Raw genomic sequence first — 13,721 nt, 5'->3', positions numbered from 1 at the left:
GTCAGCCAGCCTCCTCTATCGTATACGTATAGTTTTCAATGACCGGATTGGCGAGAAGCTGATCACACATCTTGTCGATTTCGGCTTCCAAATCTTCCTTGTCATCAACGAGAACCTCCATGTATTTCCCGACACGGACGTCGTGAACGTTATTGTATTCCAGTGATTTCAAGGAATGCTGAACGGCCTTGCCCTGCGGATCCAGGACCCCTTCTTTCAACGTAATGTGAATCTTTACTTTGCGCATACGCTCTCCTCCAGTCGTTGTAAAATCCGTTCATACGTATCTGTCAAACTGCCAATCCCTTCACGAAAAACGTCCTTATCCATTTTTGTACCTGTTTCCAAGTCCCAGAGCCTGCACGTATCCGGGGATATTTCATCAGAGAGGACGAGGCGGCCATCAGAGAGGAAACCGAATTCCAGTTTAAAATCGATCAGCTCAAGACCGGCTTTCTGAAAAATGCTGCTCAGATGCTCATTGATGAGAAGCGCCTGTTCCTTGATCAAGGTGAGGTCCTGTTCACGGATCCCCGTCAAATGATAGGCGTGGACATCATTGATCAGCGGATCATCCAGTTCATCATTTTTGTAAAAGAGTTCAAGAATGGGTGGTTGAAAGAGTGTCTGTTCAGAGATACCGAGGCGGCGGGTGATGCTGCCTGCGGCTTTATTGCGGACAACGACTTCGAGCGGAACGATATCTGTCTTGTAGACGAGCTGCTCGGTTTCGTTTAAAGCTTGAATGAAGTGGGTCTTGATGTGTTGTTGATGTAAGGATTGAAAGACTTTTGAGGTAATCAGGTTGTTCAGACGGCCTTTGCCGGGGAACGACTCCTTTTTCTTTCCATTAAAGGCGGTCGCATCATCTTTATAGGATAAAATCAACTGTTCAGGATCGTCGGTATGGTACACACGCTTCGCTTTTCCTTCATATAAAAGGGAACCTTTCATAAAAGCAGCACCTCACTTGTTTTGTTAGGGAAGGACCTGCATCCGCAGGTCCTTGATGATTACAAACCAATACGATCGAAAATACGGTCCACCTGTTTGAGGTGGTGCTTATAGTCAAAGCAGGCATCCAGCTGCTCTGAGGAAAGCGTCGACGTGATCTTCTCATCTGCTTCGATCAGCTCACGGAACGGAATGCCCTCTTCCCAGGCTTCCATCGCCTTCGGCTGCACAAGATCGTATGCCTCCTCACGCACCATGCCTTCGTCAATAAGGGTAAGCAGTACACGCTGGGAGAAAATCAACCCGTAGGTTTTCTCCATATTCTCCTGCATACGCTCTGGGAAGACCGTCAAGTTTTTCACGAGCCTGCCAAAACGGTTCAGCATATAATTCAGGGCAATGGTCGCATCCGGAAGAATGATCCGTTCGGCAGAAGAGTGGGAGATATCCCGTTCATGCCAGAGCGGCACATTTTCAAACGCGGTCATCATTTCTCCACGCAGTACGCGGGCCATCCCTGTCATGTTTTCCGAACCGATCGGGTTCCGTTTGTGGGGCATCGCAGAGGAACCTTTCTGTCCTTTTGCAAAATACTCTTCCACTTCACGCGTTTCCGTCTTCTGAAGGCCGCGGATTTCTACAGCGATTTTTTCCATGGATGTCGCAATCAAAGCCAGGGTGGACACGTAATGGGCGTGGCGGTCCCGCTGCAGTGTCTGCGTGGAGACAGGAGCAGCAGCCAGTCCAAGCTTCTCACAGACGTACGCTTCGACAAAAGGATCGATGTTGGCATACGTACCGACCGCACCGGAGAGCTTTCCGACTTCGATCTGTTTGATTGCCAGGTCGAGACGCTCAAGGTTACGCTTCATTTCTTCATAATAAAGCGCCATCTTCAAGCCGAATGTCGTCGGCTCTGCATGGACTCCGTGTGTACGGCCCATCATGACGGTGTGTTTATGTTCCTGTGCTTTTTCACCAAGAATATCAATGAAGTTGACCAAGTCGCGGCGGATGATTTCGTTCGCCTGCTTCAGTTGATAGGACAAGGCGGTGTCGACAACGTCCGTAGAGGTCAGTCCGTAATGGACCCATTTACGTTCTTCTCCGACCGTTTCGGAAACGGCACGCGTAAAGGCTACAACATCATGCCGCGTTTCCTGTTCGATTTCATGTATGCGGTCGATGGAGAAGGATGCTTTTTCGCGCAGCTTTTCGACATCTCCCTTGGGAATGATGCCAAGCTCACTCCATGCTTCACAAGCCAGCAGTTCAACTTCAAGCCAGGCCTGATAACGATTTTCTTCCGTCCAGATGGCTCCCATTTCCGGGCGTGTATAACGTTCAATCATAGTCTTCCTCCTACCAATAATGGATCTGATTTTGTTCGATGCGTTCATCGATCTCTTCGAGTGTGTCACCGATGAAGGTCAGGTGCCCCATCTTGCGTGTGGTCCGGGCTTCTTTTTTCCCGTAGTCATGAAGGTGGCCGCCTGTATAGTATTCAATCCGGTCATTGAGGATGCCGCGGTGTTTTCCGAGGACATTGATCATCACGGCTGCGCCGAAGGTATGTACCGGCAGCAGCGGCAGTCCACAGATGGCACGGATATGCTGTTCGAATTGCGAGACACTGCACGCTTCAATCGTGTAGTGTCCGGAGTTATGCGGACGCGGCGCCATTTCGTTGATGTAGATATCATCGCCGCTGACGAACATTTCCACAGCAAACGTCCCGACAACGCCGATACGTTCGGCCAGGGCCTCAACGGCGGCTTTCGCCTTATCAAGGACAACGTCCGACACCTGGGCCGGAACCCGGGTTTCATGAAGAATCTGCTGTCTATGGATATTTTCCGCAAGAGGGAAATAAACGATACTTCCATCCTGTCCACGGGTGAAAACCTGGGAGATTTCAAGATCGAAAGGAATCCACTGTTCCACGATATACGTGCCGCCTTCTTTCAGAAAAGAAGGGAGATTCTCAAGATCTGACTCCTGTTCGAGTTTCAGCTGACCTCTGCCGTCATAGCCGCCGCTGATCGTTTTCATAACTGCCGGATATCCAATCTCTTTGACAGCCTGACCGGCTTCTTCCGACGTATGGACGATACGGTAATCCGGTACAGCAAGGCCGGCGTCTACAGCAAAGGCCTTCTCTTTCTCACGATTCTGTGTCACCTCGAGGGCAAGCGTGCCCTGGGGAAGCATGTCTGCTTCAGCAAAAAAACGGGAAACACCGGCGTCCACATTTTCAAATTCGTAGGTGACCACCTGGCTGATTGTATTCAACCGCTCTGCCGCTTCAAAGTCATCATAGGCAGCTACAATATGATGGTCGGCCACCGGTGCACAGGGGCAGTCTTCGGATGGATCCAGCACAGCAATCCGGTACCCCATATGCCTGGCAGCGAGCGCCATCATTTTTCCAAGCTGGCCGCCGCCGAGGATGCCGATGGTCTGGCCTGGACGGATGACATTAATATTCATCGAGCTCCCTCCTCATATTTCCGACTTTCTCTTTCATCCGGCTGCGGTACTCCTCCAGCCGTCCAGCTGTTTCTTTATCAAAAGCCCCCAGCATTTCTGCTGCGAGAAGCCCGGCGTTCTTAGCCCCGGCTTTTCCAATCGATACGGTGGCTACAGGAACGCCGCCGGGCATTTGGACAATGGAAAGAAGGGAATCCATGCCTTGAAGCGATTTTGATTCAACCGGTACCCCGATGACGGGGAGTGTCGTCTTAGAAGCGACCATTCCAGGCAGGTGGGCGGCTCCCCCTGCGCCGGCAATGATGACCTTCAGCCCTTTCTGGCGGGCGGTTTCACTGTATTCAAACATATCTTCCGGTGTCCGGTGGGCAGATATGATTTCTTTTTCGTAATCGACGGCCAGTTCATCCAGGACGATGCAGGCTTCCTGCATCGTATCCCAGTCCGAAATACTTCCCATAATGATCCCAACTTCAGCCATGCGCTCTCCCTCGTTTCTTTGTGAAGTAACATAAAAAAAGCCTGCCCGACCGCTCAATCAATGAGAGGAGTCGAACAGGCATACGTCGGCCAAGGCCGGCCGGGCGCCGCTGACATAACTCCCCTCATAGTCCGGGACTTTACGGTTCCCAGGTAGAGACGTGCGGGCCATATCCCCGCCTTATATGAGGTCGTCTATGCAATTCTGTCTTTATCATATCAAGAATCTCTTTTGGCTGTCAACGCCATTGTCGAACAATGACATTTTACAATTGACAAATTGTTCGGTTTTACTGTTTAACGGCTTGAAATACGATCGTTTTTCCTACAGGCTCCATGACTTTTTCCCCGTTTCGGATTTCTTCACGGAAGACCGGCTCTTCCATGCGGCGGACGGGCATATAGCCTTGACTCTTCATGCGGTCGAGACAATCATCGATCGTTTCATTTTCCTGCACTTCAAAACGCATTCTGCTGTTCCTGCTGTTCTTTTTGGGCATCGCGGATCTTTCCTCTCTTTACAGACTTCACCCAGAAGCCTCCATGGATCTGCTTTGGTTCATACGCAACGATAAAGGCTTTTGGGTCAATCGTACGGATGGTTTCATATAAACTGAGTTCATACTTTCGAGGAGTCAGGATCTGCATCGCCAGCCGGTCTCCCTCCATGCCGTACGCGTACCAGCTCGTCACCCCGTACCCTTTATCCCGGAGCTGACGGGTGAATTCGATATCCGGGTTCGAGGAGATGACGTTAACTGTAATATACCCGAGGGCGAGCTTCTCTTCAATCTTCATACCGACAATCACCCCTGTACCGTAACCGACAGCATAGGCAATAACGTTTTCAATCTGGTCCAGACGGTCAAGAACGATGCCCAGTCCGTAAATGTACGTGACGATTTCAAACATTCCGATAAACGCTGCGAAATACCGCTGTCCTTTTAATGTGAAAATCATACGAAGGGTAAAAAAGGATACATAAACGATGTTCACCGCTAATATGATGGCGATGAGTACAAGTGGGTTTTCAAACAACACAGACAGCCTCCTTTGCCCGGGATAAAGTGAAAATCTATCACCCGGACCGCTTCTCTTGCATACACTATAAACCATGAGAATAAAGGGGCACAACCGCTTTTCACCGCAATTACAGACAAATCTTGGAGGTGCAGGCTGATGGACCAGTTCAAGGATTGGAAAGGAAACTTCGACCGTTTCTTCGGCCAGGAATTCTGGGGCGGTTTTGAGGGGATGATGAAGCCCGCCATACCGGCTGTCAACATCTATCAATACGATAATGAGCTGCTCTGTTTCGTCAACATTCCCGGCATGGACCACCCGAAAAATGTCGATGTTCTCGTCGACCACGCCACGTTAACATTGAAAGGGAAAATCGAAATCAACAACCGCGGTGGTCATCAGATCAAAGCAGAAATTGCCGACGGTACATTTGAACGTTCCATCGACCTCCCCTACCCTGTCCGGCATGACAAAATAGAAGCCACCTACAGGCACGGACTGCTGGTCGTCCAGCTTCACCGCTACATCCCTGATTCATCAAGACAGAAACCGATCACCATCCGCCACCTGGAGGATGAATAAAACCGGCGCCTGACAGAAGGCCGCCGGTTTTTTTATACCTTGACGGGGAAGTCATCCAAGAGTGCACCACTCTTTTCATAGACATCCTTATGCAAGGAAAATGAAATATAAGACGAAAATGACAAAAAGGAAATACATGATCGGATGAATTTCTTTGGATCGTCCTTTCAAGATCATTGTAATCGGATAGAAGATAAAGCCGATCGCAATTCCGGTGGCAATGCTGTACGTCAACGGCATCGCAGCAATCGTAAAGAAGGCAGGGACGGCAATTTCAAACTCATCCCAGTCAATACTCTTCAAGGTGGACGCCATCAGCACTCCGACAATGATCAAAGCAGGTGCGGTAACTTCAGCAGTTACAACAGCGAGAAGTGGAGAGAAGAACAGGGCAAGCAGGAAAAATCCTGCCGTCACGACAGAAGCAAAGCCTGTTCGTCCACCTGCTCCGACACCCGCGGTGGATTCAATGTAGGACGTCGTCGTCGAAGTTCCAACGACGGCTCCGACGACCGTAGCGGCGGAATCGGAGAACAGCGCACGGTTGGCCCGCGGCAGTTTGTTATCCTTCATAAACCCGGCCTGGGTGGCTACAGCCACAAGTGTACCGGCCGTATCAAAGAAATCGACGAAAAGGAACGTCAGGATGACTACGAGCATCTGGATCGTGAAAATATCCCCAAAGTGTGTCAACGCTGCACCGAACGTCGGTGCCACACTCGGCGCCGGACTGACAATGCCGCCAAGGCCGGATGGTGGATCAATCAAGCCCGTGAGAATCCCCATCAATGACGTCAGCACCATCCCGTAGAAAATGCCGCCCTTCAATCCGACAGCAAGCAGGATGACACTGACAATGATCCCGAAAACAGCGAGAAGCGTCGGTCCGGCGGTCAAATCACCAAGCTGCACCAGTGTCGCGTCACTGTTCTGTACGATCCCGGCGTTTTGAAAGCCGATAAACGCGATGAACAGCCCGATCCCCGCTCCGACAGCCAGCTTAAGGTTTCCAGGGATAGCATCAATGATCATCGTCCGCAGGCCGGTTACCGTTAACACAATAAAAATAAGTCCAGAAGCAAGTACGCCGGCAAGCGCTGTTTCCCACGGAATACCAAACCCGAGCACAACCGTATACGCAAAGAATGCGTTCAGTCCCATACCGGGAGCAAGAGCGATCGGATACTTCGCAAACAATCCCATAATCAATGTACCCACCGCGGCTGCTACGGCTGTAGCGGTGAATACGGCTCCCTTATCAATACGAGTGACCCCTTCAGGCAGAGCCTCAATGCCGTCCAGTGCGAGCGTGGACGGGTTGACAAACAAAATGTAGGCCATCGCGAGAAACGTTGTGAGCCCCGCCATGAATTCAATCCGATAGCTCGTTCCCATTTCCTTAAACTTAAAAAACTTACTCATTTGTAAATCCTCCCCTTTTTGTTTTCCGTCGCCTTTCTTATCGGGTCTCTTTATTTTTATGTTGACCCATCTCCCACAAAAAAAGACACCCCTGGATAAAATCCAAGAGTGTCTGTAGATACGAAGATAAACGGACGTCTGCACATGCGTACAGGCAGTCGTCCATTCACCAGCGTAGTCAGACCAATTTACGGCGGTCTGGTAGAAACTCATGGGCCTTATCCCCAAAATTATACGAAGGTGATGCGTTATTGAATTGTCTTCAGCTTACATCGTTCGACAAGAACTGTCAATACTATTTCCGAACATTATTGAATAAAAACCCTTTAATGTTCGATTATTCCCATTCAATCGTTGCAGGCGGCTTACTCGTCACGTCATACACGACGCGGTTGATGTGATCGACCTCATTCACGATACGCGTCGATATTTTCTCCAGCACGTCCCATGGAATGCGGGCCCAGTCTGAAGTCATACCATCAATGGACGTAACCGCACGGATCCCGATCGTATAGTCGTAGGTACGCTCATCTCCCATGACTCCGACCGATCGGATATCAGGAAGCACAGTGAAATACTGCCAGATGTCACGATCCAGCCCGGCCTTTTTAATTTCATCGCGAAGGACGAAGTCAGATTCACGAACGATTTCCAGTTTCTCCTCTGTCACTTCTCCTAGAACACGGATGGCAAGACCTGGACCGGGGAACGGCTGACGCCAGACGATGTGTTCTGGTACACCAAGCTCCGTACCCAGCGCACGTACTTCATCCTTGAACAGCGTATTCAAAGGTTCGATCAATTGGAATTCCATATCCTCCGGGAGACCGCCGACATTATGGTGGGATTTGATCGTCTGAGCGGTTTCTGTTCCACTTTCGATAATGTCGGTATACAGTGTACCCTGGGCAAGGAAGTCAATGTCCTTCAGCTTTTCTGCTTCATCATCAAACACATAAATGAACTCATTGCCGATGATCTTCCGCTTTCTTTCCGGATCGGATACACCGTCAAGTTTGCTCATGAACCGCTCCTTGGCATCTATTTTAATAATGTTCATATTGAAGCCGTCACCCAGCGTACGCATGACGTCATCGGCTTCGTTCTTACGCAGCAGCCCGTGGTCGACGAAAATACACGTCAACTGATCGCCGATCGCCTTATGAATCAATGCTGCTACAACAGAGGAATCCACACCGCCGCTCAACGCACACAGCACTTTACGACCGCCCACCTGCTCACGGATTTTTTCCACTTCCATTTCTACCACGTGTTCCATCGTCCAGTCGTCCTTCGCTTCACAGACATCGAAAACGAAGCTGCGAAGAAGATCATTCCCATATTCTGAATGGCGGACCTCCGGGTGGAACTGGACGCCGTACATCTTTGCATCCTCGTGGCTGATGGCAGCTACAGGACAGGAATGGCTCGTCGCATCCACACGGAAACCTTCAGGAGCTTCGATTACTTTGTCACTGTGACTCATCCATACGGCCTGTTCTTTTGGTGTCTTGCGGAACAGGACCGGGTCTTCTGTAATGTGAATGTCGGCTTTGCCGTATTCGCGTTCCTTGGCCCGTTCTACTTTTCCATTAAAATGGTGGGTCATCAACTGCATGCCGTAACAGATGCCGAGCACCGGAATACCCAGTTCAAAAATCTGCTCATCACAACGGAAGCTGTTTTCTCCATATACGCTGTTCGGCCCACCAGAAAGGATAATGCCGCTCGGATTCAGCTCCTTGATTTTCTCTATGCTCATCTTGTGTGAATGCAGCTCACTGTACACGCCAAATTCGCGGATTCTTCGTGTGATCAACTGGTTGTACTGACTTCCAAAGTCGAGTACGAGAATCATTCCTTGTACGTTTTCCATATACGTTCCACTCCCTGTACCAAAATTGGTCCTGCCTGTTTCTTTCACTTCCCGTGCCATAAAAAAATGGACTCCTGCCTCTTGTATGCTGCATACAACGAAGGCAGAAATCCATCCATGTCAAGACACGTCTGTGACTCCCACCTTCATAGTCAGGGCATTTACGGTGCCCCGGTAGAGACTTTCGGGCCTTATTCCCGAGGATATACGAAGGAAGAATTCTATCTGATAATTTTCACTTATTCTATCAACCGTCTTCCAAGGAATCAAGACAATGTCTTTTTAATTAAATTTTCCCATAATTCCGTTACTTTCTGCCACTGGTCCTTCTCGGATTCATTTCCATAGATCACACGCTCATAATTATTCGTCAACCGCTGCATTTCATTGGATTGAAAATGCTGGTCCACTTTCAAGGCGTAATCACGGAGTGTTTGATCAGGCTTCCGTTTCAACCCTTTATGATTCAGCACTTTCAAAAGGAAGTGGTAAGCCTTCTCATACGTCTCTTCGTCTTCACTACGACGGTAGCGGCGGATCAGAAGCGCGGCCATCCAGCGGTAGCGGGTGACATAAAGCAGAATACCAGCCGCCAAAAGGACGGTACCTGTGAGGACTGCCGTAAAGGTCGTCGATCCAGAAGAAGAGGCTGCATCCGCATTTCCGGAGGCTTCATCTTCCTCCTCCACCTGCTGAGGATTCCCCATCGTTTCATCCTGCGTATCGTCTTCAGCACCTGCTGCCGGATCTTCTTCGGTCTCTTCCACATCGACATCGGTGTAAAAATCAGCATTGTTACTGAAGCCCTGTGTCGGTTCAAAAGGAACCCAGCCAACGTCAGGAAAATACACTTCCACCCAGGAGTGCGCATTTCCACTCGTGACTTCGTACACGTTCTGGACGCCGTCTCCTTCTTCATTTTCCACAGAATCGATCCGCTCACCGCCTGTAAAGCCTTTGACCCAGCGCGCCGGGATCCCTTCTGAGCGGAGAAGGACAACCATGGATGTCGAGTAGTTGTCACAGTATCCAATCTGGGATTCAAACAAAAATTGATCGACATAGTCTTCGTCATCGCCCGGAACCGGAACATCCGTCGTTGAATATTCAAAGCCGTTGGCTGAAAAGTAACGCTCCACGGCCTTTGCCTGATCATACCGGTTGTCCTCTCCCTCGACAATCTGGGAAGCCAGATTGCGGACGCGCTCCGGCAGATTCTCCGGGAGCTGCAGGTATTGATCCCTGATTTCCTCTGGATCATTATTCCCGGATTCACGAAGCTGGCTGTATTCAAAAGAAGGAAACTCATACGTCAATTCAGCTGTACTGATTTTCGCAGGAGCATCCCCCTGGTACGTATCCATCTCCCCCGTGTTATTGTGAACGCGGAGGTTGTACTCCCCATCTAAATTCCCGACGGATGTAAGACCGTAGGGATAAACCAGTTTTCTAAACGAAGCGAACCTCGTCATTTCAATCTGCGCGCTCTGCGTTTCTGTTTCCACTTCTTCAGTGAACGTGGAGAATGGAATATCATAAGGGTCCGTCGTCATGACCGGCTGCTCCAACGTATCTGTCCAGCCTTTTCCTGTATACGTATCCTTCGATTCAATCCGCCAGTAGCGGTCCCCATCCACGGTCGCTGTGAAGATCGGCGTATCATCCTGCACAAACGATCCGCCAAGCTGGCTGTCATCCTCGCCATACCCGACCTTCTGGATTGTCCGTCCTCCTCCGGCCCCTGTCCCTCCTGCGGCACTTTCCAAGTATGGAACCGGATCCGGCCACTGTGGAGCAAACTTGGGAGACGCATAAGCGGCTGCGGAAGAAAACAAAATGACTCCAATCAAGGGAAACAGCCAGACATTGGCTTTATGAAGCCCTTTGAATACAATGGATTCCTTATCCATTTCTTTCGCAAAACTCGACAGTCCGAGCGCCGCCATACCGATCATAAAGGTCCGGATAATCGCCCAGCTGCCATCATAAACCGTGAATGTATCAACAATGGCAACGAAAAGAATCGTCAAAAGCACGAAAAAGAACATGCGGCGCGCAACTACGAACCAGTAGTAAAGAAGGTAGCTCATAAGCCACAGTAAAATCAGGAACAGCAGGCTGCGGAAAAGCGGCGTCATCTGCCACCATTCCTGACTACTGATCATCTGAATATTGAAGGTGACCTGCTCGATAAGAACGGCGAACCACCCCGGGGAAAAAATCAGTTCCCCGATGTACAGTCCGTCCAGAATAAAGGCCACACCCAGTCCTTTTAACGGCATGGATAGATACCAGGGGACTTGTAAAAAGGAAACAAAAAAACAAAACGCCGCAAAAATAAAGAAAATCCGGACGTCATCCGTCTGGGAAATCATTTCAAGCGGCCGGAGCCATTCACAGAACAAAAGAAAACCGATGCCGTAGAGGATCATCCGGTAAATGGTTGAATGACGGTCCTGCATTACGTGTTCACCTCGAATTCCTTTTGTGTCATCTGCTCTTCGGATAAGAGATTGACCACCACACCACGGCTTTTCAGCTGCTTGGTAAGCTGGTGGTCCTGAAAGGTCAGCCGTTCATGCGGGCGGACATAAAAAAAGACGAGCCGCTTGCTTTTCTTCGCCAATTTCGAAAGCGCCGCCTGAACATCCTGGTCCAGCTGATGGCTGACCACCATCAAGAGAACACCGCTCGGCACAGACGGGCGTTCGCGCTCAAGCTGACTGGCAAACGGCTGCCGACCCACCGGCCTTACCCGGGCCAGATGCCCCTGGATCTGCTGCTGGCGGGCCGGGTCCTGGTGATAGGGGAAATACCGGCGGTCTTCCCCAAGCGTCATGAATGACAGCGGGGAAGACTGCTGGTGAAACTCCTTCACAAGCGACGCTGAAAATTCGACCGCTCCTTCAAAGCTCAAAATGTCCATATCCGAATGGGCGCCTGTATTTAAGATCATCAGCATTTCCACGCTTTTTTCCTGTTCGAATTCTTTTGTCATCATTTCGTTTTTCTTCGCCGTCGTTTTCCAATCCACCCAGGCAAAGCGGTCACCCGGCATGTATTCCCGGACACCCGTGACGATATTGGTATTTTTCTCATTGAGTTTAAAGGAAGGACTTGTCCCCTGCTCAAAGCTGTAGACCCGGTCCTTCATTTTTACCGGACGGACGTATGGAAACACGAGAAGTTCATTCGTATGCTTGTACACCTGTTCTTTTTTTACAAATCCGAAGAAGTCGCCCGTTTTCACGCGGATCGCCTTGAAGGCATGGGCACCGCGCGGGACTTTTTGAAGTTCGTAGCGGTACGAAATCCTCCGGCTGAACCACGGAAAGACGACTTTCTTGATATTCCGCTGTTCATGATACGTTTCTGTTTTCGTCATATCCTTGTATTTCTCCAAGTGTTCATCCACCTTTTTCAAGGATGCCGGAAGATATTCTTCAATGACACAGTAATAAACAGGGAATGGGAACCGCCGCTTCAGCGTCACCTCCACTTCCACGGTTTCCCCGCCAAGGGCATAACGCCTGGACAACTGGTGCTCAACCTCCCACTTACGGATCGGATACACGAGCACACCGATCATATAAAGAAGGAACGGGAAAAACGCATAAAAAAGAAACCAGCTGACAAATCCGCCTTGAAACATCGCATACGAGAACAGGGCCGCAAACAACAGAACGACGACAGCCCCTTTGCCGGCAAGGCTGAACGTCTGCTTCATTCCCCGGTCGTCCTTTTCACCGGGATGGAAGTAGCCGTGAGGAGCTCCTCAATGATAGAGGCGGACGTCTTCCCTTCAAACCTCGCTTCAGACGTTAAAATCATCCGGTGGCCGAGCACATACGGAGCCATGAACTGCACATCGTCCGGGAGCACATAATCGCGATCATGGACGAACGCATAGGCTTTGGCCGCTTTCATCAAAGAAATTGATCCCCTCGGACTCACGCCTAAGTAGACTCCTTCATGATCACGTGTGCCTGTGACAAGTTCTACGATATAACGGTGAACAGAACGGTCCACATAGACCTGGGCGGTTTCCTTTTGAAGCTCCACCAGTTCTTCCCTTGTTATTACAGCCGAGATTTCTTCGATCGGATGACTGTTCGACGTACGGGCAAGCATTTCCATTTCCTGCTTCGCTGTAGGGTAGCCCATCTCCATTTTCAAAAGAAAACGGTCCAGCTGCGCTTCCGGCAGCGGATAGGTTCCTTCATACTCGATAGGATTCTGGGTTGCCATGACAAAGAAGGGCTCCCCAAGCTGGACGGTACTCCCATCCACGGTAATGCTCGTCTCCTCCATCCCTTCCAACAGCGCGGACTGCGTCTTCGGAGACGTCCGGTTGATTTCATCGGCCAGGACGATGTTTCCGAGAATAGGGCCTGGACGGAACTCGAACTCCAATGTCTTCGGGTTATAAATGGAAACACCGGTCACATCTGACGGCAGCAGATCCGGTGTGAATTGAATTCTCTTAAAATCACAATCCAAGGATTTCGCAAGCGTTTTGACAAGCATCGTCTTCCCTACTCCAGGAACATCCTCAAGCAGAACATGTCCCTTTGCCAGCAGGGCCACAACGCTTAAAAGCGCTGCTTCTTCCTTTCCAATCATCACTTTTCTAATATTGTTAAGTACCTCGGTTACTTTCGGCTGATAGAGAAACGTTTGTTGAGACATTTGATGGACCCCTTCCTCCCTGACGCACTATTTTTCAGAATTATCACGCTCATTTCCACTATACTATATCCCTATCTATGGAACAAAGGAAAGAAGCTGATGGGTATATCAGGCATTAAAGGGTTCTTCACCCTTTTTAACAAAAGTTAAAAAAAGTTATATAAGTAATAAAATGAATCTAAAGACCTATGATTTTTTCCGACAA

General features: G+C 49.8%; 13 protein-coding genes and 3 riboswitches. Of the genes, 1 reads left to right on the top strand and 12 read right to left on the bottom strand.

The features are described 5' to 3' along the window. Window position 1: 1 nt before the first annotated feature. The 7 genes from purS to ACXAGL_RS10410 all read right to left on the bottom strand — a co-directional run bounded on the left by purS (window position 2) and on the right by ACXAGL_RS10410 (window position 4,962). Window positions 2-247, bottom strand: coding sequence for a phosphoribosylformylglycinamidine synthase subunit PurS (gene purS / locus ACXAGL_RS10440; protein WP_027955719.1), 246 nt, complete (start codon window positions 245-247; stop codon window positions 2-4). After that, complete coding sequence (purC, locus tag ACXAGL_RS10435) at window positions 235-954, bottom strand: phosphoribosylaminoimidazolesuccinocarboxamide synthase (RefSeq protein WP_474967393.1); 720 nt, start codon at window positions 952-954, stop codon at window positions 235-237. Before purC ends, purS begins: the two co-directional genes overlap by 13 nt. Window positions 955-1,013: 59 nt before the next feature. After that, window positions 1,014-2,306 carry an adenylosuccinate lyase gene (gene purB, locus ACXAGL_RS10430; protein ID WP_474972058.1) on the bottom strand — a complete coding sequence of 431 codons (1,293 nt, stop codon included), beginning with the start codon at window positions 2,304-2,306 and terminating at the stop codon, window positions 1,014-1,016. A gap of 10 nt (window positions 2,307-2,316) precedes the next feature. Continuing rightward, window positions 2,317-3,444: a 5-(carboxyamino)imidazole ribonucleotide synthase gene (gene purK, locus ACXAGL_RS10425; RefSeq protein WP_474991102.1), complete on the bottom strand. Its 1,128-nt coding sequence runs from the start codon at window positions 3,442-3,444 to the stop codon at window positions 2,317-2,319. Then, the gene (purE, locus tag ACXAGL_RS10420; RefSeq protein ID WP_474967390.1) at window positions 3,434-3,925 is read right to left on the bottom strand and encodes a 5-(carboxyamino)imidazole ribonucleotide mutase; all 492 of its coding nucleotides are present in this window, start codon (window positions 3,923-3,925) and stop codon (window positions 3,434-3,436) included. The genes purK and purE overlap by 11 nt, the downstream gene beginning before the upstream one ends. Window positions 3,926-4,032: 107 nt before the next feature. Further along, window positions 4,033-4,133: riboswitch (purine riboswitch) on the bottom strand. Window positions 4,134-4,214: 81 nt separating this feature from the next. Beyond that, window positions 4,215-4,424, bottom strand: coding sequence for an NETI motif-containing protein (locus tag ACXAGL_RS10415; RefSeq protein ID WP_474972059.1), 210 nt, complete (start codon window positions 4,422-4,424; stop codon window positions 4,215-4,217). Beyond that, window positions 4,384-4,962, bottom strand: coding sequence for a DUF2179 domain-containing protein (locus ACXAGL_RS10410; protein WP_027955713.1), 579 nt, complete (start codon window positions 4,960-4,962; stop codon window positions 4,384-4,386). The genes ACXAGL_RS10415 and ACXAGL_RS10410 overlap by 41 nt, the downstream gene beginning before the upstream one ends. 141 nt (window positions 4,963-5,103) lie before the next feature. On the opposite strand from ACXAGL_RS10410, the gene ACXAGL_RS10405 reads away from it, so the two are divergent. Beyond that, on the top strand, window positions 5,104-5,529 hold the full coding sequence (locus ACXAGL_RS10405; protein WP_027955712.1) for an Hsp20/alpha crystallin family protein: 426 nt from the start codon (window positions 5,104-5,106) through the stop codon (window positions 5,527-5,529). Window positions 5,530-5,616: 87 nt separating this feature from the next. On the opposite strand, the gene ACXAGL_RS10400 is transcribed toward ACXAGL_RS10405, so the two are convergent. The 5 genes from ACXAGL_RS10400 to ACXAGL_RS10380 all read right to left on the bottom strand — a co-directional run bounded on the left by ACXAGL_RS10400 (window position 5,617) and on the right by ACXAGL_RS10380 (window position 13,516). Then, on the bottom strand, window positions 5,617-6,951 hold the full coding sequence (locus ACXAGL_RS10400) for an NCS2 family permease (RefSeq protein WP_027955711.1): 1,335 nt from the start codon (window positions 6,949-6,951) through the stop codon (window positions 5,617-5,619). Window positions 6,952-7,106: 155 nt separating this feature from the next. After that, a riboswitch (purine riboswitch) is annotated at window positions 7,107-7,209 on the bottom strand. Window positions 7,210-7,288: 79 nt separating this feature from the next. Further along, window positions 7,289-8,827, bottom strand: a complete 1,539-nt coding sequence (guaA, locus tag ACXAGL_RS10395) for a glutamine-hydrolyzing GMP synthase (RefSeq protein WP_474970341.1) — start codon at window positions 8,825-8,827, stop codon at window positions 7,289-7,291. Window positions 8,828-8,956: 129 nt separating this feature from the next. After that, window positions 8,957-9,058, bottom strand: a riboswitch (purine riboswitch). A 35-nt stretch (window positions 9,059-9,093) separates the two neighbouring features. After that, a complete protein-coding gene (locus ACXAGL_RS10390; protein WP_474991100.1) occupies window positions 9,094-11,289 on the bottom strand; it encodes a DUF4129 domain-containing transglutaminase family protein in 2,196 nt (731 codons plus the stop codon). Further along, entirely contained in the window at window positions 11,289-12,554 is a 1,266-nt protein-coding gene (locus ACXAGL_RS10385) for a DUF58 domain-containing protein (RefSeq protein WP_474991098.1), read from the bottom strand. The genes ACXAGL_RS10390 and ACXAGL_RS10385 overlap by 1 nt, the downstream gene beginning before the upstream one ends. Beyond that, window positions 12,551-13,516: an AAA family ATPase gene (locus ACXAGL_RS10380; RefSeq protein WP_474967386.1), complete on the bottom strand. Its 966-nt coding sequence runs from the start codon at window positions 13,514-13,516 to the stop codon at window positions 12,551-12,553. Before ACXAGL_RS10380 ends, ACXAGL_RS10385 begins: the two co-directional genes overlap by 4 nt. Window positions 13,517-13,721 lie beyond the last annotated feature (205 nt).

The sequence above is a fragment of the Halobacillus sp. ABA4_118 genome (assembly GCF_056160205.1).
Note: the sequence above shows the minus strand (reverse complement) of the source record. Positions and strands in the feature narration are given on the sequence as shown.